Genomic DNA, 23,430 nt, shown 5'->3' with positions numbered 1-23,430 from the left:
CTGACCTTTCTATTTCTTGAATAACAGATTTTCCATCGACCGGATAAATGCCGGCAGGATGGTCAATGTGGCCACACCGGCCATAACCAGAATGGCGGAAATAAACATTCCGACCGTCTGATAGGGCACCAGCGGCGCCGCCAGCAGTGGCAGGAAGCCGATACCCACCACAATCACGTTGCGGGTAATGGCCCGGGCCGGTTCGCCAAATACCGCCGCAGCGGTGCTCCGCCAGTCCGGATGATCCTTCTTCATCTCCCGGGCGCGGGCCAGGAAGTGAATGGCATAATCCACCGCCAGGCCAAGGCTGAGGGAAGACAGCACCGCCACCGGCATATCGTAATCCTTGCCAATCAGGCCGATAATGCCATAGATCATGCCGATGGTGAACGTAAGCGGTACCATCGCCAGCACACCCCACAGGAAACTGCGGAACAGGAAGACCATCATCACCAGCACGATGACAAAACTGCCGATGAAGGCCTCTGCCATGCCGCTGACCATTTTATCCTGCCAGATCATGTTGATATAGGTAAGACCGAACCATTGCGGTTTGACGTCCAAAGGCGCCGGATTGGCGGCAAAATAATCATCGACGACGGCCACAACCTTTGACATATCGATATTATCGCCGCTTTTCAGCTGCAGCCACATGGTGGCTTTTGTGTAGTCCGGCGTGACAAAATGCCACAAATCCTGAGGCCTATGACCGCTCTGGAAGGTAATCAATGTCTGGGCCACCGCAGCCGGTGTGTCAGGAATGCGGTAAGCTTCCGGATCACCGGCAAACAGTTCCCGGTGCACGGTCTTGACCGCATCGGTAACGGCGCTGCTTTTGCCCACCAGACCGCTTTCCACCAGATGATCCTGCAGGCTGCTGATATATCTCAGCACCTCGGGATTTTTGAAGACTTCGCCTTCATTGGCCAGTCCTTCCACGAAAGTGAGCGCCTCGTCCCAGACATCCCACTCCGCATCTGAAGCATTGTCCAGACCGACTTCAGTCTTTTCCACCAGACCGGCAATAAGCTCTTGCTTGTCTTCGGCCTGTGCGGCCAGACCGTCAACCTGCGGCGCCAGTTTCTGCAGCGGAGCAAGTTCACTGGCAGACAGGCGTGTTTTCAGGTTGGCGGCATAGTTTTCCAGGGTTTCGCTTTCCGTAGCACTCTCCAGCTTGAGATAGGCCATATAGGTGCCGGAGAAACGGGCGTTCAGTTCCTTGTCAGCCACACGGATTTCATGATCCGGCGCAAACCATTTCACCGGATTGTCATTAATCACAATCTGATTGATGCCGTACCAGGACACAAATCCCAGCAATATCAGGCCGCCAATGATCAGCTTGTTATAATTATAGGTCCAGCGCCCCATGCCGGTCAGGAACCGGGCCAGCGGCGCACGGTCGTCGCTTTCCTTGTGGGCCATGCCGAAATCCGCAAAGCTCTCTTCCTTCATCAGCATGATGTAGGCGGGAATGAGCGTCACGGTAAAGAACCAGGCCAGCACCACACCGATAGATACGAAAATCCCGAACACCTGCACCGGCGGGATCGGTGTGAAGGCCAGCGAGGCAAAACCGACCGCCGTGGTCAGCGTGGTGTAAAGCATCGGCTTGGACAGCTCTTCCATCACGTGCCGGATGGTCTTGAGCCGGTCCTTGTACTGGGGATAGCGGTCATAAAAATCCGACAGGATGTGAATGGCATCCAACACCGCAATCGGCATGATGAAAATGGGGATCATGCTGCTCATGATATGGACGGTATTGCCGGTGATCACCAAAAGACCCATTGTTACAATCACCGAGGCCATGGCCACGATCATGGGGGAGATGACCAAACTCAGCTTCTTGAAGAAATACCACAACAGCAGAAAGACCAGCAACATGGCCATGGGCGCGGAAATGGCCATCTGCTTGAACATTTCCACCCCGAACACATCCTGGGCCACCGGCATGCCGGTGATATGATATTCGTCTTCGGATTCATACTGCTTGATATGCTCACGCAGTTTTTCCACCACATTGTAGCTGATGTTCTTGGCAGTAATGGGCAGGTAAATGGCCACCGCCATGCCATCATCGGACACGATCGTGCCGTTGAGCATGGGCAGGTTCTGCGCTTTTTTGCGGATTTTCAGCGCTTCTTCATCGTTGGCGGGCGGCGTGTTCATCAACCATTCAAAGCGCACAGACCCGATCCCGCCGGGCTCGATATTATCCACGGTGGACGGCGCCATCACATCGCCGGCAATCACCCCCTGGGTCTTGCCGTCATCATCGGTCCACTGGATATTCTTCGCGAAAGTGGTCAGATCGTGAATATCAGTCAGGGACTTCTTGTTGAAAACGCCCTGGGGGTGGGTTTTGTTGACCACTCCGACCACAACCATATCGTAAAGTGAGAAATCCTTTTTCTGGGTATTATGGAAAACCCTGACCGGCTCTTCGGGAGACAGCATATTTTCCGGGTCTGTATCGATAGTAAGCGGACTTAACATACTGAAAGAAGACGGCCAGAAGGTGGGCAGAACGACCAGTACAATCATCAAGGCACTGAGCAGGCCCGTCAGCCAGAAGAACGTTTTTGGTGTCTTGCTGGCCTTTTCCGAAAGAACGATCATGGATTTCTCCCTGAGATATGACTTATTGTTATTTACTTGCTACCTGATCAGTTGAAGGCCTGCCCCGGTTTTGCGCCGAATTTTTTCAGAATCATGGCCAGCGGGCAAAATCCCGTAAAAGCCGCCTGAAAAATATTCAGTCCGACAAAAATGGTCAGCCCGATCCAGTAGGGGTGCACATAGTAGGCAAGAGCCACACCCACCAGAACCATAATACCGGCAAACGCCATTACCAATCGATCTATAGACATGATATTTCTCCTGTAATCTTTCTATGTTTCTCTATAACCCATAAAAACTTCAAGCCATTTGATCCCGATCAATTCACAACGAAAAACTGTAAATAACAATCTGGGAACTCACCAATGCAAATTCAAGTGTACGCATTTCCACCCTTCAAGGATACAGTTGACCTGCATCAAAATGATTTTCGGCAGTGTATGGTATGAGTAATACAAATAACAGCTGATTTGTGTTATTAATGAACGGATACGGGTATCCAGGGAAGGCAAAGTCGAAAAGGAAATCACAATGGCAAAAGTACTTATAATTGGCGCAGGCCTTGGCGGCATGCCCGCCGCTTATGAAATCAGGGAAGAGCTCGACAAGACTCACGAAGTTATTCTGATCAATGAAAGTCCAAAGTTCAAATTCGTCCCCTCAAATCCCTGGATCGCTGTCGGCTGGCGTGAGGCGGATGAAGTCAGCTTTGATGCGGAACCCTATCTGGCCAAGAAAAACATCGGCTTCATAGCCGAACGGGTGACAAAAATCGACCCGGACGCCAATCAGATCACCCTCGCCTCGGGCGACAGTATCGATTACGACTATCTGGTCATTACCACCGGCCCGAAACTTGCCTGGGGGAATATCCCCGGCGCCGGTCCGGACGGCTTTACCCAGTCGGTCTGTACGCTGGAACATGCGGAAAAATCCTATGTGAATTTCAAGGAGCTTGTGGAAAATCCGGGCCCTGTCATCGTCGGTGCCTTCCAGGGGGCAAGCTGCTTCGGGCCGGCCTATGAATATGCCCTGATCCTGGACAAGGCGCTGAAAGATCACAAGGTGCGCCACAAGGTGCCGATGACCTATGTCACCAGCGAACCCTATATCGGCCACCTTGGTCTCGGCGGCGTTGGGGATTCCAAGGCCATGCTGGAAAGCGAACTCCGCTCCAAGGATATCAAATGGATCTGCAATGCCAGCGTCAAGGAAGTGCAGGACGGCAAGTTCCAGGTGGAGGAATTCAACCAGAACAAGGAAGTGGAACGCACCCATGAGGTGCCCTTCAAACATGCAATGATGATCCCGCCGTTCTCCGGCGTGGACCCGGTCGCCTCGGTCGAGGGGCTCTGCAATCCCAAGGGCTTCGTGCTGATTGATGAATATCAGCGCAACCCGAAATGGGCCAATATCTATTCCGCCGGGGTCTGCGTGGCCATTCCGCCGGTAGAAGACACGCCCGTGCCGACAGGGACGCCAAAAACCGGCTATATGATTGAGTCCATGGTCACCGCCATTGCCCATAATATCGCCGCAGACCTCAAGGGGGAAAAACCCTACGCCAAAGCCACCTGGAACGCTATCTGCCTTGCTGACATGGGCAATACAGGGATCGCTTTCGTGGCCATGCCGCAGATCCCGCCCCGTAATGTCACCTGGTTCAAGAAAGGCAAATGGGTGCATCTGGCCAAAATCGGTTTCGAAAAATACTTCATGAACAAAATGAAGAGCGGCACCAGCGAACCGATCTATGAAAAATATATTCTGAAGTTATTCGGCATCGAAAAACTGGAAAACTGAGGCGGCACATCTAAACCCCCGGAAAAATTCCGGGGGTTATCTTATCGCACCGTCAGGCGGATCGGAGAAAACAGGGGATCAAACATCCCGAGCAGTTCCTCCAGACGCGTTTCGCTTCCATCCACCTGCAAAACCCCTTGTTCCATAAGTTGCCCGACAGAGGCTCGCCCGGTCAAAAGACCGACAAGTACCAGTCTTGGTGCCCGGACAGTCAACTCAGCTCTGTCCGGGATGGTTTCATGAAACTGGGCCACAGCCCGCCTGATCTCCAGGGCATGCGCCTCCCCCGTGTCCGTCGCGACAAAGGCAAGGGTTGTCTCAAGGTCCAGGGTCTTGTCCGGGGCCAGCCTGGGGCCAAGTCCTTCGATAACCCTGGCCAGCGGCCAAGCCGCAACGATATCGGGGGAGGAAAAATAACCGGCAAATTCCATCAGATGGCCAACCGGGTCAATATCCCCTTCCAGTTCCCGGGCAGAGGTCAGATACCAGTTCCGCCAGTTGCTGTTCATGCTGGCATAGCCCAGATGCCTGAAAGCGGCGGCCTTGAGCAGACGGGCCGCCCTGTCATCGTGATTGGTCCTGACCAGATGGGTGGCAAGCTCCGCCGCCCACTGGACTTCGCCATCTTCATAAGCTGTGCGGGCGACCGCAAGTACCTTGTCCCGTCCTCCCATCAGGGCCACATAGCGGTGTGATGCCTCAACCGACGGCAGCGGGTCCAGGTCAACCGGGTCTCCCTCGAACCAGCCGAGGTAACCCGTATAAATCTGCCGCACCGCATGCTTGACCGTACCGTAATATTCCCGGAGGTAAGGTTTCGAGTTGGCCAGATAGTCAGGAAATACCACTGTCTGCGCCAGTTCGTCAGGCGTCAGCCCCTTGTTCATATGGCGCAGGGTCTGGTCGTGAATAAACTGGATGCCGTCCCGGGTCAGACGCAATACTTCCTCTACCCTGTCCGCACCATATATGGGCTGGCCATGGGACGGGACAAGATGATCCGCTCCAAAAGCCCGCAAGCGGTCAATGCTTTTGTACCATTGCAGGGGATCACGGAATTTGGTCCCGCGCAGGGTATGAATATTGGGCAGGGTCGGGCCCTGTATGGTTTCCCCGGACAGAAGAATCTTTTCTTTCTTCAGATAGACGGAAATCTCGTCCGGCGCCTCGCTCGGCACATGCACCATCTCCATATCCACGCCGGCAATAGTCACCTCAAGCCGGTCAGCGAACACATCGGTGGGATAGATAAATCCGGATATACCTTGGGTGACTTCCGGGCCGATGCCCTCGTTCATGCCTTCCCTGTCTTCCGGAGGCAGACCAATACCGAAGCTGTAACCACTGCGCATGGCCAATATCGGTCCAACCGCCCCGCCCTGATGAATGACATTGCTGACCAGGGTTTCATGGGCGAAAATGCGCACCTTGCCGGAGGCCACCTCCTCCGGCGAGACAATCGCCTTCACGCCGCCCCAGTGATCGGGATGGAAATGAGTATAGACCACCGCCCTGACCGGCTTTTCGGAATGTTTGCGCAGTTCCCGCCAGGCTTCCGCCGCCTCACCGGGGTGGGTGCCGGTATCGACAACAATCACGCCGTCCTCACCCACAATCATAATCACATTGCCGAGACTATAGCCAACGGCGGAAAAGACATTACCGCCAATCTGATAGACCTTTTCCTCAAAATGAGGAGTATGAGCGGCAAGCTCCGGATGAATGGAAATTTCCGGTCTGGCGATTTCCGTCGCGCTGGTGACAGAGGCCGAAAGGCAGGCAAAAATCACATATCCCAGAAAATATGGATGAAAACGGTTCCGAACGGTGCTCAGTGACATGACGCAACTCCCTGTATCTGTTCCCGACCAGGAGGAGTTTACGTCAGCCTTATAATTCCATATAATAATATTAATTCGGTATTTTAATAACTTTTTGGAATATAAATGATCGAGCTTCAGGAACTCCGGCTGGTTACAACTCTTGCAGAGCAAGGCAGTTTCAACCGGGCCGCAGAGACTCTCGGCATGTCCCAGCCCTCCCTGACCAAGAAAATAGCCCGACTGGAAGACAGGCTTGGCGTTACCCTGTTCCATCGTTCACGGCGGGGCGCAACACCGACCGCCTTCGGAAACTTTCTTCTGGAGCGGGGGCAGGCGCTTCTGGGTCAGGGAGAAATGCTTCAGCGGCAGATGACCCTGATGGCCACTATGGAGCTTGGCGAATTGCGTCTTGGCGTCGGCCCGGTGGTCGAACAGAATCTTCTGTCCCTGGTTCTGTCCCGTTTTCTTTCCCGCTACCCCCGTATTTCCATTGATGTGCGGGTGGATTCCGCGGAACGGCTGCTCGGCGACCTGAAAAAGGCGAAGCTCGACATTGCGGTGGGGGCATTCGAAACCGGAGAAAAGCTGGACGACCTGCAAGCAACTCCGCTCGCGGATCAGGACCTGATTTTCGCCGCCAGAGCCGGGCATCCCCTGCTGGCGGAAAGATATCCGGGCACAAAGGTTTCCGTGGGAGAACTTCTGGGCTATCCCCTCGCCGCCCCTAAAATTCCGGACTACATCCAGGACTGGTTTTCCAGGGTCCAGCCGGAAAGCGGCGTCCCGCTGATCCAGGGCGTAAAATGCGAAAACTACGCGGTCCTCCGCGCCATATCCAAAGTCACCGACCACATCACCGGCGGTCCGGCGCATCTGTTCCGGGAGGATTTCGCCCGCGGCGAACTCTGTCCTGTGCCGATGGAAAACAGGACCGAAGTCAGATCTGCAGTCCTGGTCAGGAAAGAGGCCCTGCATTACCCGGTGGTCGGGATACTGACAGAAATTTTTTCCGAGGTTTCCGCAAATCTTGCCATTGAAGAAAATCCGGCCTGCTAGGCTGAACCTTCCAGTCTGGAGAGAAAATTCCGGGTTTCTTCCGCCCCGATCTCGATGATTTCCGCAGCCCGGTCAAAATCCATGGTGCCGCAGATGTTGCGGCTGATTTCAATGGTCGCGTCCGGCGGATAGGCCGCCAGCTTCTGACGGGCGATGGTGCTCTGCATGGTGTCAAAGGCCTGGTTGGCAACGCCCAGCGACCCCAGTTTCTTTTCTTTTCCCTTGTTGCCATCCTCATCGGATTTGAGAAAGGAAATAAACTTGCCGATCTTTTCATGCATCGGGGATTTATTGTCAGGATTTTTGAGTTTTCCTGCCTTTTCCAGCTTGCTGACACTGTCCCGGTCCTTGCGGCCGCCAAGGTGTACGGCAATGGTCATGTCCGTCTTGTCGCGAAAAGTGGGCGCAATGGGTACCGGATTGAGAACACCGCCGTCGATGAGAAACCCCTTGCCATGTTTAACCGGCGTGAAAAACAGCGGCAGCGACATGGAGGCCCGGATGGCATCGAACAGGGGTCCGGAACTGAGCCAGACTTCCCTTTCGTGAGTGATATCCGTGGCAACGGCCGTAAAGCTCACGGGCAGGTCCTCGATCTTTTTGTCACCGACAAGGTCCACAAGGGTATTGATGATCCGGTCGCCCTTGATTAATCCGTTCTTACCCCAGGAGATATCCATCAGTGCCAGAATATCGACCTTGGTAATCGCCCTCACCCATTGCTCGAACTCATGAAGACGTCCGGCGGCAAAAACACCCCCCACCAGAGCGCCTATGGAACAGCCGGATATGGATTTGATCTCGTAATCAGCCTTCTGCAGCTCGTGTATGACGCCGATATGGGCAAGGCCGCGGGCACCGCCGCTGCCGAGCACAAGAGAAACTGTTTTGTGTTTTTTGTTCGTCACTGGTTCCGCCCCCCCTCAATCAGTGCCAGACGCCAAACCAGGTGATCAGCAGACCGGCACCGGCACTGACCATAAGCGGCAGACTGACACGAATACCGATATTCCTGCCGCCGATCACGGCGGCTATGGCACCCTTGATAAGATTGTTACTAACCGCCGCAATGACAATACCGGTCACGGCAATCTGCGAAGACAAGTCGATAAGGCTCATCCGGGACAGGGACAGGGTGATGGCATCCACATCCGCCACCCCGAAAGCAGCCGCCAGGGCAAGGATACCCGCCTCCCCAACCCAGTCGCGGGTTGCCCTGCCCAGGACCATCACTACAGCCAGCAGCAGACCAAACCCGATAGCGGGCCAGAGTTCCAGCGGATTGGTCAACGTGGACACGGGCCCTGCATTGTCGTCTGAATATTTTTGCCAGTAATAGAAGGCAGGAAGATAAGTCAATACCGCCATGACCACAATTGGCAGGAACAGAACCTGAAACAGGGAGATATTTATAATGGAGGCAACAAGCATGATCCGAAGATAGGTCGTGCCGCAGGCCAGCAAAATGCCGGTGCCCAGTACCGGTGACAAGGCAGGAGTACGCCGGGTCATTCGGGAAAAATGCATTGTTACCGCCGTCGAAGAGGCAAGTCCGCCAAAAAGGCCGGTAAAGACAGCACCATGCCGCGCACCGCCTATTTTGATGGCGAAATAACCGACAAAGGAAATAATCGCCACCAACACCACCATCCACCATATGGCATAGGGATTGAGCGCCTGCCACGGACCATATCCCTTGTCGGGCAGCACCGGTAGCATCACCACCGAGATCAGCAACAGCTTGAAAGCCGCCTGTAATTCCACGGCCTCCAGCTTCCCGACCCATTTATGAAGCAGGGGCTTGTGACTGAGGAGCAGCACCGCCACCACAGCGACGGATACGGCAATACTGACATGGGACATGACCGCCAGGGCCCCGAGGATGAAAGTCAACAGACCGGCAACAAGGCTGGTGATCCCGGCATCATTTCCACGATTGAGATTGACCGCATAGACCACCGTGAGGACTGCAGCAACGGCGAAAAACGCCAGACTGATCACCAGTGAGCCAAAATGTCCCGCCACCAGGGCGGAGGCACCGCCTAAAAGTCCGAGCAGTCCGTAGGTCCTGACCCCGGCGATCCGCTGCCCCTCGGCAGCCTCTCGTTTTTCCCAGCCGCGTTCGATACCGATTAACAGACCGATGGCCAGCGCCGCCCCCATCTGGAAAAATACAAGTTGTGCCTCACTCATTGGCAATGATGTGATCCCTTTTTGCCTATTGATTTGAAAATCATAACAGAATTTTTTGACTTTCACGCCGCTTTTTCCATTTCCTGAATGCGGGGCTGACTTTTCCGCTCGCTGTGGCATTATAGGGTCAGTCAGACAATTGTTCGGGAACGGATCATGAGCAAGGACCACAGTGATTATAAATCTACTCTGAAAAAACTTCAGATCGAACTGGTCAAGCTGCAGCGGCATATTATCCAGTATGACCGCAAAATTCTGCTGATTTTCGAAGGCCGTGATGCGGCAGGCAAGGACGGCACCATCAAACGGATCGTCCAGCACCTTAGCCCCCGGGAAACCCGGGTGGTGGCCTTGGGAAAACCCACTGAACGGGACCGCAGTTCCTGGTATTTCCAGCGTTTTGTGGAACATCTGCCCGCGGCCCAGGAAATGGTCCTGATGAACCGCAGCTGGTATAACCGGGCCGGGGTCGAACGGGTGATGGGTTTTTGCAGTAACCAGGAATATGAGGACTTTATGAACTCCGTCGTCACCTTTGAACAGATGCTGGTCCAGTCCGGCATCAAAGTCTTCAAATATTATCTTGATATCTCCAAAGGCGAGCAAAAGAAACGTCTTGAGGACCGCCGGGTCGACCCTCTGAAACAATGGAAAATCAGCCCCATCGATGAAGTGGCCGTGAAACACTGGGAAGAATACAGCCAGGCGCGCAATGACATGTTCGAGCGTACCCACAACCCCATCACTCCCTGGGTTATTGTGCGCTCCGATGATAAAAAGAACGCCCGGCTCAATGTCATCCGCCATCTCATGGCGCATATGGATTGCCCGGACAAGGATATGCATGCAGCCACCCCGGACCCGGAAGTGGTCTTCCCCTATCACCCGGAACTTGTCGTCAGCGGCCGTATCGCGGAATAAAAACAAACAGAGGTAAAGTTGGGTATATTTGAGCGTTATTTAACCGTCTGGATCGGCCTGTGTATCGTCGCCGGGGTTCTTCTGGGCAATCTGGTACCGGGATTATTTACGGTGGTTGCCGGGCTGGAACTGGCCCACGCCAATCTGGTGGTGGCCCTGTTTATCTGGGTCATGATTTATCCCATGATGGTGCAGATCGACTTTTCTGCTGTGAAGGACATCGGTAAAAAGCCCAAGGGCCTGTTCCTGACCGTCATTGTTAACTGGCTTATCAAGCCCTTCACCATGGCCGGGCTCGGCTGGCTGTTTTTCCGCGTCCTGTTTGCCGACTGGGTCGACCCGCAGTCCGCCGGGGAATATATCGCAGGCATGATCCTGCTGGGGGTCGCCCCCTGCACCGCCATGGTCTTTGTCTGGAGCCAGCTGACCAAAGGGGATCCCAACTATACCCTTGTCCAGGTGTCCGTAAACGATACCATCATGGTGTTTGCCTTTGCGCCGATCGCCGCCTTCCTGCTGGGCGTCAGTGATATCGAGGTTCCCTGGGAAACGCTGCTGCTGTCTGTAGTCCTTTATGTGGTGCTGCCCCTGACGGCCGGTATTCTGACCCGCCGGCACCTGGAAGCAAAAGGGAACGGGGAACAGCTCGACCGTTTTGTCCATGTCCTGAAGCCCTGGTCTGTTCTGGGATTGATGGCGACAGTTGTCCTCCTGTTCGGATTCCAGGCCGAAGTCCTGCTGACCCAGCCCCAGACCATCGGCCTGATTGCAATCCCCTTGCTGCTGCAGACCTATGGCATCTTTGCCATTGCCTATGTAGCGGCAAAGATCCTCCGGCTGCCGCATAATATCGCCGCACCCGCGTGCCTGATCGGCACCTCAAACTTTTTTGAACTGGCCGTCGCCGTGGCCATCTCCCTGTTCGGCCTTCATTCCGGCGCCGCGCTGGCGACCGTTGTCGGGGTGCTGGTGGAAGTGCCGGTCATGCTGTCGCTTGTCGCCTTCGCCAACCGCACCCGGCACTGGTTCCCTGCCAGCTGAAATCATCCGCATCGTCAGTCCCCGGCAGGGCTTCAGAACCATCAGTCAACAACCTTTTCTGATTGCATTGAATATTTACAAACACACTCCATAAGATTACCCTTTTAGGAGTTTGAGTTTGCGACAAGTTCCACAGGAGTAGACAGAATATGGCCTGAACTCAAATCACGGGAGAGAAAAAATGGCTGAGAACCCCGGACTTATGTCATCCATTGCCAAATATTTCGATCTGCAGTCGGAAACACAGGAAAAGGACGACCAGACAAAAGCATACGATCTGCACACACTTGCTCCTCCGCCCGGCGGGAGCGCCGAACCACCGGAACCTTCACACTCGCCGATTTTGCCCCAGTATCTGGCCTTTACCTTCGGAATTATTATCGAACCACCGCTCAGGCACTATATCGAAAATGGATTCTGGAAGTTCGACAGCAGTTTGCTCGGTTGGGGTCTGGCGGCCCTGATCCTGGGTATTATCCTGCTTCCTTCGGTCTACAAGTCCTCATTTGATCCCAAAAAACCCGTTGTCATCCAGCTGATTGCCCTGTGCCCGATGGGAATGGGCTGGCAATCCCTGTTCAAAACAGCGACATCACTTGCAGGTGCCGACGGATAACCAGTTCAGGTGAGTACCAGTTCACAATCCTCGGGCGAGGTATAGGGGCTGCAACGCAGCCATGACGTCACATTGCGGGTCAGGCTCGTTGGGCCGACGATGGAAAGATCCTCGTCCTTAAGGGCGCGGCGGTAGGTATCATGCCCAAGCCAGACCTCGCACATGGTGCGGAGTTTTGTCTGGAAAAAGATATCCACATCCCGGCCCGGATCCTTGACACAGACTTCGGTACGGTCGTCATTAACCACAAGCCACCACAGGGGATGTTGCTTCAGGTCGGTAAATTCGAACCTGATCACTGTTTCCCGACCCACCAACTGGGTATAGTCAATGCTGCGCTGGAGATAGAGCATCAGAAGATCAACATCGAAGTCCTCTTCCACAAGATTTTCCTTGGCCCATTGCATACCCCATTCACCCAGGGAAAAAAGTGTTGGCTGCAGGGCCTCGGCGCAGGAGGTGGGAAAATATTCATATCCCCGCTGGCCGGGGATACGTCTTTTGGCCACAAGCCCGTGTTTTTCCAGTTCGGTAAGTCGTTTGGTCAGCAATGCCGGAGAAATCATACCAAGCCCGCGCTGCAGCTCGTTAAAGCGCCTGCCGCCCACGATCAGTTCCCGAAGGATCAGAAGCGTCCAGCGTTCACCCAAAATATCCAGCGCCTTGGCTATGGGACAAAATTGTCCATACCCCATATCAGATACCTCCACAGATTGTATTCTGCCGTTTTCTCCACCCATATTGTATAACTTCAGAATCTATAGTGCAAAGCTTCATTTTGTGTAGTGCTTTACTTCAGATTGCGAAGTATTCGCCCACACCTCCCCACCCTATCTTGCCCTCAACGCCGGCGATCCTGCCGGTAGTACCGAAACCCAGGATTTTTGAAGGAGATTTAAAATGACTATTGATATGCAACAGACTGAAGCTTTTGCCGGTCAGGTGGTTGGCGATGTGGCAGCCGCCCTGTCCGGAGTAATGACCAACCTGGGGCACAAACTGGGACTTTACAAGGCCATGGCCTGGGCCGGCCCGATGAGCTCTGACGAACTGGCGAAAAAAACCGGCCTTCATGAACGTTATGTACGGGAATGGCTCGGCAACCAGGCTGCCGGCGGTTATGTAACCTATAATGAAGTGACGAACAGCTATATCCTGCCCGACGCCCATATTCCGGTACTGGCCGACGAAAACAGCCCTTTGTTTCTGATTCCAGCCCTGGAAGTCGCCGCCTCCCTTTGGCTCGACGAAGACAAAATCCGGAATGTTTTTCATACCGGCGAGGGCATTGCCTGGGGTGAACATCACCACCGGCTGTTCTGCGGCACTGAATCCCTGTTCCGGCCCGGTTATGGCACCTTCCTGACCACAGAATGGATCGGGGCCATCCCGGGGCTCAAGGAAAAGCTTCAAGCCGGCGCCAAAATTGCCGATGTGGGCTGCGGGTACGGCGCCTCCAGCATCCTGATGGCCAGGGACTTCCCCAATAGTACGGTACATGGATTTGACTTCCACACGGAATCCATTGAAACCGCCCGCCTTCGGGCACAGGAAGCGGAAGCCGGCGACAATCTACATTTTTCCGTCGCTGCTGCCAAAAGCTATGAGGATACAGGCTTTGACCTGATTTGTTTTCTTGACTGCCTGCATGACATGGGCGACCCGGTCGGCGCCGCCCGCCATGCCCGCGAAGCCCTGAACCCGGATGGCTCAATCCTGCTGGTGGAACCCGCCGCCGGGGACAGTGTGTCGGAAAATATCAACCCGGTGAGCCGCCTTTATTATGCCGCCTCCACCGCCGTCTGCACCCCCTGTTCCAGGTCGCAGGAAGTGAAGACTGCGCTTGGCGCTCAGGCCGGCCGGAAGAAGCTCGCAGAAATCTTGGGGGAAGCCGGGTTCGGGGAAGTCAACTGCGTCGCCTCCACGCCGTTCAACATTATTCTGGAAGCTCGTGTCGCCTGACCCCTGGGTGACAAAACTGACCGGTTCCGGAAGTTGGAACCGGTCTTTTTATATTCAGATCACAAGGTGATGTCCCGGTCGACAAGCGTGTGGGCGCTAATCTGTTGTTCTACAGCATTGTCACTTTCTTTGTGCTGTTTTTCCTCTGGGACTCCTTTTTAGAACTGGACAGGGAAATGCTGCCCATCATCCCGGGCATGGTCGCCGATGTGAACATCGTGCACGGCAAGAAAACCATTTTGCAATATCTGATCAATCCGGTCCTGAAACTCAGGGAAAACGCCTTCCGCGAGAGGTAGGACCTAACTGCCTACAGCCTGCTTCATATAGGCCTTCAAGGCTTGCTCCACCCTTTCCAGTTGTTCGGGTAGGTTCTCTATCAAACTTTCGTAATCTATGTCTTCACCCTTGCGGGCATTGAGTTCAATCTGTTCCGCTGTATCAGCAACCTCCTCGGCGCCGATCTGCTTGCTGGTTGATTTAAGCGGGTGGGCAATGTCGGCCATTTCCTTCAAATCACCTGCCTCAAGAGCTTCACGAAGACGGATCACATAGTCCCTGCCGTCGACCATATATTTTTCCAGCACCTCAAACAACATGTCCTCCATATAGAACTTAAGCTGTTCAAGACATTTTTCGTCCAGAATAGTCATCGTCTTTCCGTTCTTTTTCCCTGTTCCTGTATTCGGATGAACCGCAAATTCAGACCCGGACAGCCACTTTACCAGCATCTCCTCAAGCGCCGGTTGCATGACCGGCTTGGCAATATAATCATCCATCCCGGCAGCGATGCATTTTTCAGCGTCGCCTTTCATGGCATTGGCGGTAAAGGCAATAATCGGCGTTCTCGTTTTTCCTGTTTCCTGTTCCAGGCTGCGAATGGCGGCTGTCGCCTCATAGCCATCCATTTCCGGCATCTGGCAATCCATGAAAATCAGATCGAAAACATGTTTCCGCGACAGCGTCAGGGCTTCCTTGCCGTTGCCCGCCGGGGTGACATGACAGCCATATTTTTCCAGCATGCTGGCGGCAACCATCTGATTAACCGCGTTATCTTCAACCAGCAGGATCTGCCGTCCCGTCAGGTTCAGATCCGATGAGTTATCACGGCGCCTGCCGTGTTGTGCTTCGTTGATGGTGGCGCTGGTCACCAGCGGCAGTGTTGTGCCGTTTACTTTCGCAGACCAGATCGCACACAGCGCCCGGATGATATCTCCTCCCCTTACCGGCTTGGTCAGAAAACCGGAAAAACCCGCCTGTTGCATCCGTTCATTATCACCCCGGGAGGGAACAGAGGAAATCATCAAGAGCGGCATGTCACAAATTTCCGGCTCGGCCATGATCCTGCGGGTAAGCTCCATTCCGTCCATTTCCGGCATCATGTAATCCAGTACGGCTATCTGATAGGGCTCGCCCTCCCCGGCAGCCTTGCGGAGTTTCTCGAGCGCCATGGTTCCGGAGGAAGCTACATCAACCCTCATCCCGGCGGACACCATATATTCCACGGCAATAATCTGGGCAATCCGGTTGTCGTCAATGACCAGTCCCCTGACACCGGTCATGTCATACTCCAGAACCGGTATTTCCCGGCTTTCCCGGTCCTCGTCAATCCTGAGCTGGATGGTAAACCAGAAAGTGGACCCGACCCCGGGTTTGCTGGTCGCCCCCACTTCCCCTCCCATCAGGTGGGTAAGTTCCTTGCAGATGGCAAGACCTAGACCGGTACCGCCGAATTTGCGGGTGGTGGAATTGTCCGCCTGCAGGAACTTGTTGAAGATATAGTTGATCTTGTCTTCCGGTATACCGATCCCGGTATCTTCCACCCGGCCATAATAGGTGACATATCCATCCCGGACTTCACGGGCCTCCAGACTGATCAGCACATGCCCTTTTTCGGTAAATTTCAGGGCATTGCTGGCCAGGTTCAGCAATATCTGCCGGACCCGTCCCGGATCCCCCATCACAAACCTGGGCGTGTCCGGTGCATATCGGACCAGCACCTCGACCCCCTTTTCCTGCGCCTTAATGGCAAGAAGCTCAACCACTTCCTTGGCCAGAATCTCCATATCAAAGGATATGATTTCCATATCCAGCCTTCCGGCCTCGATTTTGGAGAAGTCGAGGATATCATTCACAACCTGTAAAAGATTGTCGGCGGAACCGGCAACCGTTTTGGCATATTGCCGCTGTTCCTCGTCAAGACCGGTATCGAGCAGAAGATTGGTCATGCCGATAATACCGTTCATCGGGGTACGTATTTCGTGGCTCATATTCGCCAGGAATTCTGACTTCAGACGGGTGGACTCTTCCGCCCTGTCTCTCGAGACCTCCAGTTCTGCCGCATAGGTTCTCAGTTTTTCCTCTGTTGATTTACGGTCGGAAATGTCATGCAGGATGCCGACAAACATCCGGACATCATCGACCATCATCTCATTTACGCCGAGCTCCATATGGATAATGCGTCCGTCCGTATGCAGCGCCTGAACTTCCCGGTTAAAGCCGACAGTTTTGGCATCTTCGGTCCTCAGATAATTCTCAAGATACCCGTCATGGGCGCTGCGGTAGGGTTCCGGCATCATCATGGAGATATTCCTGCCGACCACTGCTTCCGGGGAATACCCCAGTGTTCTGGTTACCGCTTTATTGATGGCCTGAACTATGCCTTTTTCATTGATCACGATAATACAATCAAGTGCCGCATTCAGCACCGTCCGCAACTCAGCTTCGGTGCGTCTCTTATTCCGTTCTTCCTGATTGATCCTGGTCGTCAGCCTTCGTCCGTAATAGATGGTCGTCGTCACAAAGAGCAAGACGATAAAAATCGTCACATAGCCCCAGTTTCGGAATTCATTAGCCAATGAAATATGTTCGTCAAGACGGGACTGCTCCACCTGTGTGGCGAGGAAAGAAGCCTCCGTTAAATGGCCGGCAAGCCGTGCATACGCCCGGTCCATCTTGGACATATGTCTTGAAGCGACGTCCAGATTACCAGTCTCAAATTCACGAAAAACGGCCTCGACTTCACTGTTAAGCACGCCCAGTTGAGCCCTGGCCCCTGCAAACTGCTCCAGTATAGGATTCATGGGGCCGCCATGATTTATTTTTCTGGAACTCTCCTCCAGCTTATTGATGGCCAAGATAAGACGGTCATAAACCTCCTGGTATTTCTGCCTTTCCCCTGTCACATCCTGAGTTTCAAAAATTTCATTTCCGGGTGCATTGACCTCCACCCCAAGTTCGGTGAGCTCCAGGATCTCCCTCTGAAAAACAGCCCATTCCCGATCCTCCCCCGCAGCCTCATTATACATCTCGATGATCTCCCTGTTGAGATACAGGCTGATCATAACCACAAAAATTGCAAAAACCGTCAGGGCCACGTAGGTCGTGTACCATTGAGGCATTTTTGCCCACAGGGAGGCGGGTCTCTGATTTTTGGATGACTTAAGTCTGATTTGTGTCATGGTGCGTCCGGCTTAATATATCCTTATTCCTTCACCAAACCCGGCGAATCTGCTGGTAACAAACGGGAAATACAACAGACAAACAGCTTTCCGCCCTCCGGTCAGAGGAAAGAATAAAGCCTGTCTATTTAATTTACATATTACTTATATTTAATTAACGGACTGAAATCGCACTAGTTCCGACCCCGGCGGAAATTTCAAACTAGAATAGTATAAATTCCCTTCATCCGAAAGATGAACCGTGAATGTCGGGATCAATAGTTCTTGATCGACTGCCCAAACCCTGACGGAAAACAGAAATAAGAGAACATGTAATATGAGTATTCAGAAGACAGGCACAACCGTTTATACATTAGCACTTATTAATACTTTAAACCCCGGGAGTTATAGACTTTTGTCGTAATAAGATTTCGGATAAAATACGCTATAAACGGAATCTCATGCACTCTGGAATAAAATAAATGGAGAATGGCGGAGTGACAAGCACCCTCAAAGACGAAGATGTTTTCCAGGCTGTTGCCTCGGAAGCCGGCGGGCTCGGCATTGAAATTGCCGATATCTCAGGCGTTGTCGAAGAAGTCAGCGCCATGGTCAGTCAGCAGGCGCAGGCCTTCCAGAACCTCAGGGACAAGGCCCGGGAAATATCGGAAAGCAACCGTAATATCAGCGAGATTTCGGAAAAAACCCGGAACCGGGTCAGCGAGACCCGCCAGAACATGTCCCATTCCGGCGAAGTGGTGGAACATACTCTCGGCGATATTCACAAGCTGATTGCTTCGGTCGGCGACTTTTCCGAACAGCTTAACGACCTGCAGAGTGCGCTCGACGAAGTGAGCGCCGTCGCCTCTACCATTAACGACATCGCCAGCCAGACCAACCTGCTGGCGCTCAACGCCACCATCGAGGCGGCCCGGGCCGGTGAAGCGGGCCGCGGCTTTTCCGTGGTCGCCAACGAGGTCAAGGCCCTGTCAAACCAGACGTCGGAAGCCACCGCCAAGATCGGCGCCACCGTGGCCCTGCTGGCGGAAAAAATCACCTCCCTGATCGGCTCTGTCGGCCAAAGCACAAAAAACGCCGAAAAAGTCCACGAAAGCACCAGCAGCTTCTCCACCATGGTATCTGAGATGGACACGATCCTGTCCGACATGGACCAGGAATCCAAGACCATCGAAGAAGCCACCCGGAACAGCGACCAGACCTGCAGTCATTTCATTGACACCCTGGACAAGATGACCGGTGACGTGAGCGCAGCGGATTCAAGCCTTGCCAGCGCTAAAGACAGAACCATCAACCTGATCTCGTCCGCTGAAAAACTGGTACAACTGACAGCGGACTCCGGGATCGAGACCGTCGATACCCCGATGATCCAGAGGGTCAGGGACGTGGCTGAAAAGATTTCAAGCGCCTTTGAAAAAGGCATCGCCGACGGTGAAATCAGCGAACAGGATCTGTTTGATTTTTCCTATACCCCCATTGAAGGGACAAATCCGCAACAGCTTATGGCCAAGTTTACAGACTTTACCGACCGGGTCCTTCCGGACATACAGGAACCGGTACTGGAGCAGAACGATATGGCCATGTTCTGCGCCTCGTTCGATATGAACGGCTATCTGCCGACCCATAATCTTGTCTTCAGCAAACCGCAACGGCCGGATGATATTGAATGGAACAAGGCAAACTGCCGCAACAGGCTGATTTTTGAAGACCGCACGGCGCAGACTGCCGTCAAAAGCACAGCTCCCTTCCTGCTGCAGGTTTACCGCCGGGATATGGGCGGCGGTAATATCGTCATGCTCAAGGATGCCTCTGCGCCGATCTATGCCAATGGCAAACACTGGGGCGCGGTCCGGATCGCTTACAAGGCCTGACCAAGCCTTCCACCACCATAATTCAGAAAAGCCCGGCATCCTGACGATAACCGGGCTTTTTTCCACCCTGACCTTTTGGTTCTCCCTCCCCGTATATTCCATTAGTCGTAATGCAACGCAGTTCAGAAGGACCAAAAGGTCAGTGGCATGGAATAGTCAGTTCCGAATTTCCTCAACAAAAGTATTCACATTGGCGCGCATTCTTTCCACATTCCTGTCCAGAACTTCCATTGCTCCCGACATTTGCTCGGCAGCCCGGCCATTGACAGATGCAATCTGGGTCATTTTTGTGGACCCCTGTGCAGCTTCGGTCATTTCAGTGGCAGCCATGCTGACACTGCGTGAAATTTCCTGTGTTGCCGCACCCTGTTCATCAACGGAACTGGAAATTGCGGCAGAAACTTCATCCAGTTTCCGGATCACCTCGGTAACTTCATCAATCATTTTAACCACATCACCAGTAGCAGCCTGCATGGCGGAAATCTGGTCACCGATCTCGCCGGTGGCTTCCCCGGTCTGGTTAGCAAGGTTCTTGACCTCGCTGGCCACAACAGCAAACCCTTTACCGGCATCTCCGGCACGGGCCGCCTCGATGGTGGCATTCAGGGCCAGCAAATTGGTCTGCTCGGCTATATCATTGATGATGGTCACCACAGCACCGATACGCTGTGACATTTCGTTAAGCGAGACAACACTTTCGGAAGACCTGCGGGCAGCATCCACTGCGCTCCCGGAAAGCTGGGCTGCACCGGTAACCTGACGGGAAATCTCCTGTATGGATGCAGACATTTCCTCGGAAGCCGCCATCACATTATTCATACTGGATGTCACATTTTCCACAATCTTGTGCAGGGATTCACTGGTCAGGTTATTTTCTTCAGCACTGTCGCGTACTTCATTCACATTTTTGAGAACGGACATTACAGTAGCCTGAAGTTCCTCGACAGTCGAGTTCACCGACTTGTCAAAATCATCGGCAAGTTTATTCATCATGGCGCGGCGTTCCGCATTTGACTGTTCTTCAGATTCTTTCTGGCGAAGCTGTTCCATACGTTCCCGCTCCCGTTCATCTTCCAGCCGGCGAAGTCTTTCTTCCTCCGCCTTCTGACGTTCGAGCCGCTGCTGTTCTTCAAGTTCTTTCCCCTGTATAAGTTCAGTTCTGAACAGTTTCAGAGAGTCAACAATCTTGCCCAGTTCATCCTTGCGTTCCAGACGGTCGAGGTCGACATCATAATTTCCGGATGCCATCTCGGCCGTGACATCTGCAAGTTTGGAAGATGATCTGACAAAGTTGAAGATAATAAAAGCAGAAAGGGCAATCACGGAAATTGCCGAAATAACAGCAATGATGATAAAGGAGGCCTGCACACTTGAGGCGTCTTCCCGGCTCTCAACCAGGCTCTGCTGGGACAGTTTCTGGACTTTGCTCACAGCCGCCTTGGTCTTTGCAATCAGTTCAGCGTAATTTTTGCGGAAGGGTTCAATGACGGATACGGCACTGTTAAAATCAATATCCATCAGTTCTGCAACCACATCTATGGTTTCCTTGTAGGTCTGAAGTTCGGCAGGCAGTTCACCGATCTGCTTGCCCGCTTCCGCATCGAGCTGTGAAACTTCAACTGCAAGCTTGCCAGTGGTGTCAATCATCCCGTCGACCCGAGCCTTAACCTTTTCAAAGCCTGCCTTGGTATCAAAATTTTCCACTTGGGCGGCGGTAGACGTCATAACGTTGTAGAATTGCCCGTCGGTCGCCAGAAGTTCAGCTTCCAGCTCTTTCAAAGATTCAGAAACTCCCACATTCTCGTTCAGGACACGCTCGAAAGTACCGACCTGATATTGCAGACCGTTCAGTCCAAGAACGGTAATCAATATCGCTGCCAGCAGTGCAAAAGCCGGCGGAAGCCCTACTTTTACTGCCAGCGGCCAGTTCTCAACTACAAATAAATTAACCATTATAACGAATTCCTTGTTTAAGCTTTGGCCCTGTTAGGCGACACTAGACACCGTCACAAACTCCTGATCAAAGATCTTCAACAGATAAGGACCGGGGCGGAACAATTGTGATGCCCGCCCCGGAAGATTTTAGTATTTAAACCCAATCCCGCCGAGAAAACGTCTCTCGGCTTCGAATACGGACAATCCCGCGGCATCATTGGCAGTCAGGTTTTCACCAACCGCCCAGACAGAAACACCGTTTTCAAAGGTATAGGACAGCTTGCCGTCAATCGTGATTGCTTCATCCAACTCCGCATAGGTGCCGGCGGCCGGCATGCGCTGAACCGTGGCAGACCGGTAGCGACCGACCACATAGGCGCCCCAACCGTCTTTTGAATAATCCAGCTTCGCATTTATTTTGTGGGTGGGTGTTCCTTCATCCATAGTGATCCCGGTTTCCAGGGCATCTGTCAGGAACTCTTCCGTCACCCCCGTGGCCGTATAGTTCACTGCCCAGCCAATTGCATTGTTCATGGTGCGACCGTTCACTGAGGCCTCAACTGCCCAGGTCTTGAAATCACCAACTTGTTCATCCGTCAGGACAAGCAAACCACCCTCGGTCACGGAGTCCACTATTGCATGCTGCGACGCCGCCATAAAACCTGTGGTTTTTGACGTGGAGACTGTCAGGTTAAATGCGCCGTTAATCTTTGCAATACTGTGATCAAATGCAATTTCATAAGATTCGGTCACCCCTGGTTCCAGATTGGGATTCCCTGCGACAACAATACCGGGAGCGATGACAGAAACCCCCAGGGCATTCAGTGAGGGCGCCTGGATCCCCCGGGCAGCCCCGACACGGATACGGCTCTGATCATTAATGGCAAAGGACATAGAGGAGTTATAGCTCAGTTCCGTATAGCTTTTGTCATAATCGGCCACGGTTCGTGGATACAGGGGTTCATTGATTTCGCCATGGCCCAGGTTAAGCCGGTCAACACGAACCGCGTTGGTCAACGTCAGGCGTTCGCTGATCTTCCATTCCCACATCGCACTACCGGCAAATACGTCATAGAAGGTCTTGCCTGATGCATTTTGCTTGATTTCATATTCATTCCGGCGATATTCCACACCGACACGGAAACTATGATCAGAACCTGCCTTGAACAGGTCTTCCAGCTTCACAGACAAGATATCATTCTTGATCCCGAAAATATCGCTGATTGTCGGTACATCCTGATCAAGTTTGTTGAAAAAGACCTGGGCCTTGATCAGGCCGGCACTCGTGTCTGCAGCAACCACACCATTCAAACCATGAAGCGTGCTGTCAACCTTGTGCATGGCATAACTGTAGGCCTGATCAATTTGTACTGCGTCCGAATAGGTATAGGAAAATGTGCCGCGGATATTGTCCGCAAGCTGGGAAGTCACTTCAGCAGAGAAATTCTGCCGTTTCGGTTTACCGTCAGCAGCCGTGATGCTGTCCCATTCCTCTGTTTCCTCGAGACCGCCGGAGACTTTAAAACCAAGCCTGTCGCTCGCCTTGAAGGTTCCCACAAGGGAGACCCCGTAGGTATCGTCTGTACCGCCTTCCGCCTTGGCAGAAATGCTGTTGCCCCGGGTCAGGGCATCAATCGTGATAATATTGACCACACCCGCCACTGCGTTAAAACCAAACAGGGCGCTGTTCGGACCCTTGACAACCTCGACCTGCTGAATCTCACCAATTTCAACACCAACGAGATTCCAGTCGGTATAACCATAATGATCAAGGTAGGTCTGACGGCCGTTGACCAACACCAGCAGGCGCGGGCTCAGCGGCAAGTTGGCGCCGCGCACGGTCACCTCACGCTGGCTTGTGGAATAGCGATTGACATCCATACCGGCATAATTCTGCAGGATATCCGGAATGGTACGGGCTCCGGACCGGCGCAGTTCTTCGCCTGTCACAATAATCATGGAAGCTGGTGCTTCGGACTGGCGCTGGGGTTTGCCGGTCGCGCTTGTGGTGACCGGTTCGCCGAAAAGATCCTGAAGATCGTTATAATTGACTGTCTGCCCATGGGCCGCCGCAGCGAGACCAAGCGGCGCAAGAGCCGTCGCAGCCATAAGAAACTTTTTCATTGAAT

The 23,430-nt window shown here is 53.3% G+C and carries 17 protein-coding genes; 8 read left to right on the top strand and 9 right to left on the bottom strand.

The features are described from left to right. Nucleotides 1-9: 9 nt before the first annotated feature. Nucleotides 10-2,622 (bottom strand): efflux RND transporter permease subunit, encoded by a 2,613-nt coding sequence (locus tag ACN0YD_RS03405; RefSeq protein WP_417317239.1) that lies wholly within the window; start codon nucleotides 2,620-2,622, stop codon nucleotides 10-12. A gap of 47 nt (nucleotides 2,623-2,669) precedes the next feature. Beyond that, entirely contained in the window at nucleotides 2,670-2,873 is a 204-nt protein-coding gene (locus ACN0YD_RS03400; RefSeq protein WP_417317238.1) for a DUF2892 domain-containing protein, read from the bottom strand. Between the two features lie 280 nt (nucleotides 2,874-3,153). Between ACN0YD_RS03400 and ACN0YD_RS03395 the strand changes: the two genes are divergently transcribed. Then, the gene (locus ACN0YD_RS03395; protein WP_417317237.1) at nucleotides 3,154-4,425 is read left to right on the top strand and encodes an NAD(P)/FAD-dependent oxidoreductase; all 1,272 of its coding nucleotides are present in this window, start codon (nucleotides 3,154-3,156) and stop codon (nucleotides 4,423-4,425) included. Between the two features lie 41 nt (nucleotides 4,426-4,466). On the opposite strand, the gene ACN0YD_RS03390 is transcribed toward ACN0YD_RS03395, so the two are convergent. Beyond that, entirely contained in the window at nucleotides 4,467-6,266 is a 1,800-nt protein-coding gene (locus ACN0YD_RS03390; protein ID WP_417317236.1) for an alkyl/aryl-sulfatase, read from the bottom strand. A 105-nt stretch (nucleotides 6,267-6,371) separates the two neighbouring features. Here ACN0YD_RS03390 and ACN0YD_RS03385 point away from each other — a divergent pair, with 105 nt between their 5' ends. Beyond that, nucleotides 6,372-7,304 (top strand): LysR family transcriptional regulator, encoded by a 933-nt coding sequence (locus ACN0YD_RS03385; protein WP_417317235.1) that lies wholly within the window; start codon nucleotides 6,372-6,374, stop codon nucleotides 7,302-7,304. Here the strand turns inward: ACN0YD_RS03385 and ACN0YD_RS03380 are convergent. Next, nucleotides 7,301-8,212: a patatin-like phospholipase family protein gene (locus ACN0YD_RS03380; RefSeq protein WP_417317234.1), complete on the bottom strand. Its 912-nt coding sequence runs from the start codon at nucleotides 8,210-8,212 to the stop codon at nucleotides 7,301-7,303. The genes ACN0YD_RS03385 and ACN0YD_RS03380 overlap by 4 nt on opposite strands. 19 nt (nucleotides 8,213-8,231) lie before the next feature. Then, on the bottom strand, nucleotides 8,232-9,497 hold the full coding sequence (locus ACN0YD_RS03375; protein ID WP_417317233.1) for an MgtC/SapB family protein: 1,266 nt from the start codon (nucleotides 9,495-9,497) through the stop codon (nucleotides 8,232-8,234). Between the two features lie 156 nt (nucleotides 9,498-9,653). On the opposite strand from ACN0YD_RS03375, the gene ppk2 reads away from it, so the two are divergent. The 3 genes from ppk2 to ACN0YD_RS03360 all read left to right on the top strand — a co-directional run bounded on the left by ppk2 (nucleotide 9,654) and on the right by ACN0YD_RS03360 (nucleotide 12,075). Continuing rightward, a complete protein-coding gene (gene ppk2, locus ACN0YD_RS03370) occupies nucleotides 9,654-10,418 on the top strand; it encodes a polyphosphate kinase 2 (RefSeq protein WP_417317232.1) in 765 nt (254 codons plus the stop codon). Between the two features lie 18 nt (nucleotides 10,419-10,436). Beyond that, complete coding sequence (arsB, locus tag ACN0YD_RS03365) at nucleotides 10,437-11,459, top strand: ACR3 family arsenite efflux transporter (protein WP_417317231.1); 1,023 nt, start codon at nucleotides 10,437-10,439, stop codon at nucleotides 11,457-11,459. Nucleotides 11,460-11,640: 181 nt separating this feature from the next. After that, nucleotides 11,641-12,075, top strand: a complete 435-nt coding sequence (locus ACN0YD_RS03360; protein ID WP_417317230.1) for a hypothetical protein — start codon at nucleotides 11,641-11,643, stop codon at nucleotides 12,073-12,075. A 5-nt stretch (nucleotides 12,076-12,080) separates the two neighbouring features. Here the strand turns inward: ACN0YD_RS03360 and ACN0YD_RS03355 are convergent, their stop codons facing one another. After that, nucleotides 12,081-12,770 (bottom strand): winged helix-turn-helix transcriptional regulator, encoded by a 690-nt coding sequence (locus tag ACN0YD_RS03355; protein ID WP_417317229.1) that lies wholly within the window; start codon nucleotides 12,768-12,770, stop codon nucleotides 12,081-12,083. A gap of 205 nt (nucleotides 12,771-12,975) precedes the next feature. On the opposite strand from ACN0YD_RS03355, the gene ACN0YD_RS03350 reads away from it, so the two are divergent. Together ACN0YD_RS03350 and ACN0YD_RS03345 are read left to right on the top strand one after the other, a co-directional pair. Then, the gene (locus tag ACN0YD_RS03350; protein ID WP_417317228.1) at nucleotides 12,976-14,037 is read left to right on the top strand and encodes a class I SAM-dependent methyltransferase; all 1,062 of its coding nucleotides are present in this window, start codon (nucleotides 12,976-12,978) and stop codon (nucleotides 14,035-14,037) included. An 89-nt stretch (nucleotides 14,038-14,126) separates the two neighbouring features. Next, nucleotides 14,127-14,336 (top strand): hypothetical protein, encoded by a 210-nt coding sequence (locus ACN0YD_RS03345; protein ID WP_417317227.1) that lies wholly within the window; start codon nucleotides 14,127-14,129, stop codon nucleotides 14,334-14,336. 3 nt (nucleotides 14,337-14,339) lie between these two features. On the opposite strand, the gene ACN0YD_RS03340 is transcribed toward ACN0YD_RS03345, so the two are convergent. After that, the gene (locus tag ACN0YD_RS03340; protein ID WP_417317226.1) at nucleotides 14,340-17,498 is read right to left on the bottom strand and encodes a response regulator; all 3,159 of its coding nucleotides are present in this window, start codon (nucleotides 17,496-17,498) and stop codon (nucleotides 14,340-14,342) included. A 461-nt stretch (nucleotides 17,499-17,959) separates the two neighbouring features. On the opposite strand from ACN0YD_RS03340, the gene ACN0YD_RS03335 reads away from it, so the two are divergent. Then, nucleotides 17,960-19,366, top strand: coding sequence for a methyl-accepting chemotaxis protein (locus ACN0YD_RS03335; protein ID WP_417317225.1), 1,407 nt, complete (start codon nucleotides 17,960-17,962; stop codon nucleotides 19,364-19,366). A gap of 156 nt (nucleotides 19,367-19,522) precedes the next feature. Here the strand turns inward: ACN0YD_RS03335 and ACN0YD_RS03330 are convergent, their stop codons facing one another. Beyond that, nucleotides 19,523-21,319, bottom strand: a complete 1,797-nt coding sequence (locus tag ACN0YD_RS03330) for a methyl-accepting chemotaxis protein (RefSeq protein WP_417317224.1) — start codon at nucleotides 21,317-21,319, stop codon at nucleotides 19,523-19,525. A gap of 129 nt (nucleotides 21,320-21,448) precedes the next feature. Continuing rightward, entirely contained in the window at nucleotides 21,449-23,425 is a 1,977-nt protein-coding gene (locus tag ACN0YD_RS03325; protein ID WP_417317223.1) for a TonB-dependent receptor plug domain-containing protein, read from the bottom strand. Nucleotides 23,426-23,430: the final 5 nt, after the last annotated feature.

Origin of the sequence: Emcibacter sp. (assembly GCF_048269205.1) — a bacterium.
Lineage (GTDB): Bacteria > Pseudomonadota > Alphaproteobacteria > Sphingomonadales > Emcibacteraceae > Emcibacter.
The sequence above is the reverse complement of the archived record's forward strand: the minus strand, read 5'-3'. Positions and strand labels throughout refer to the sequence as shown.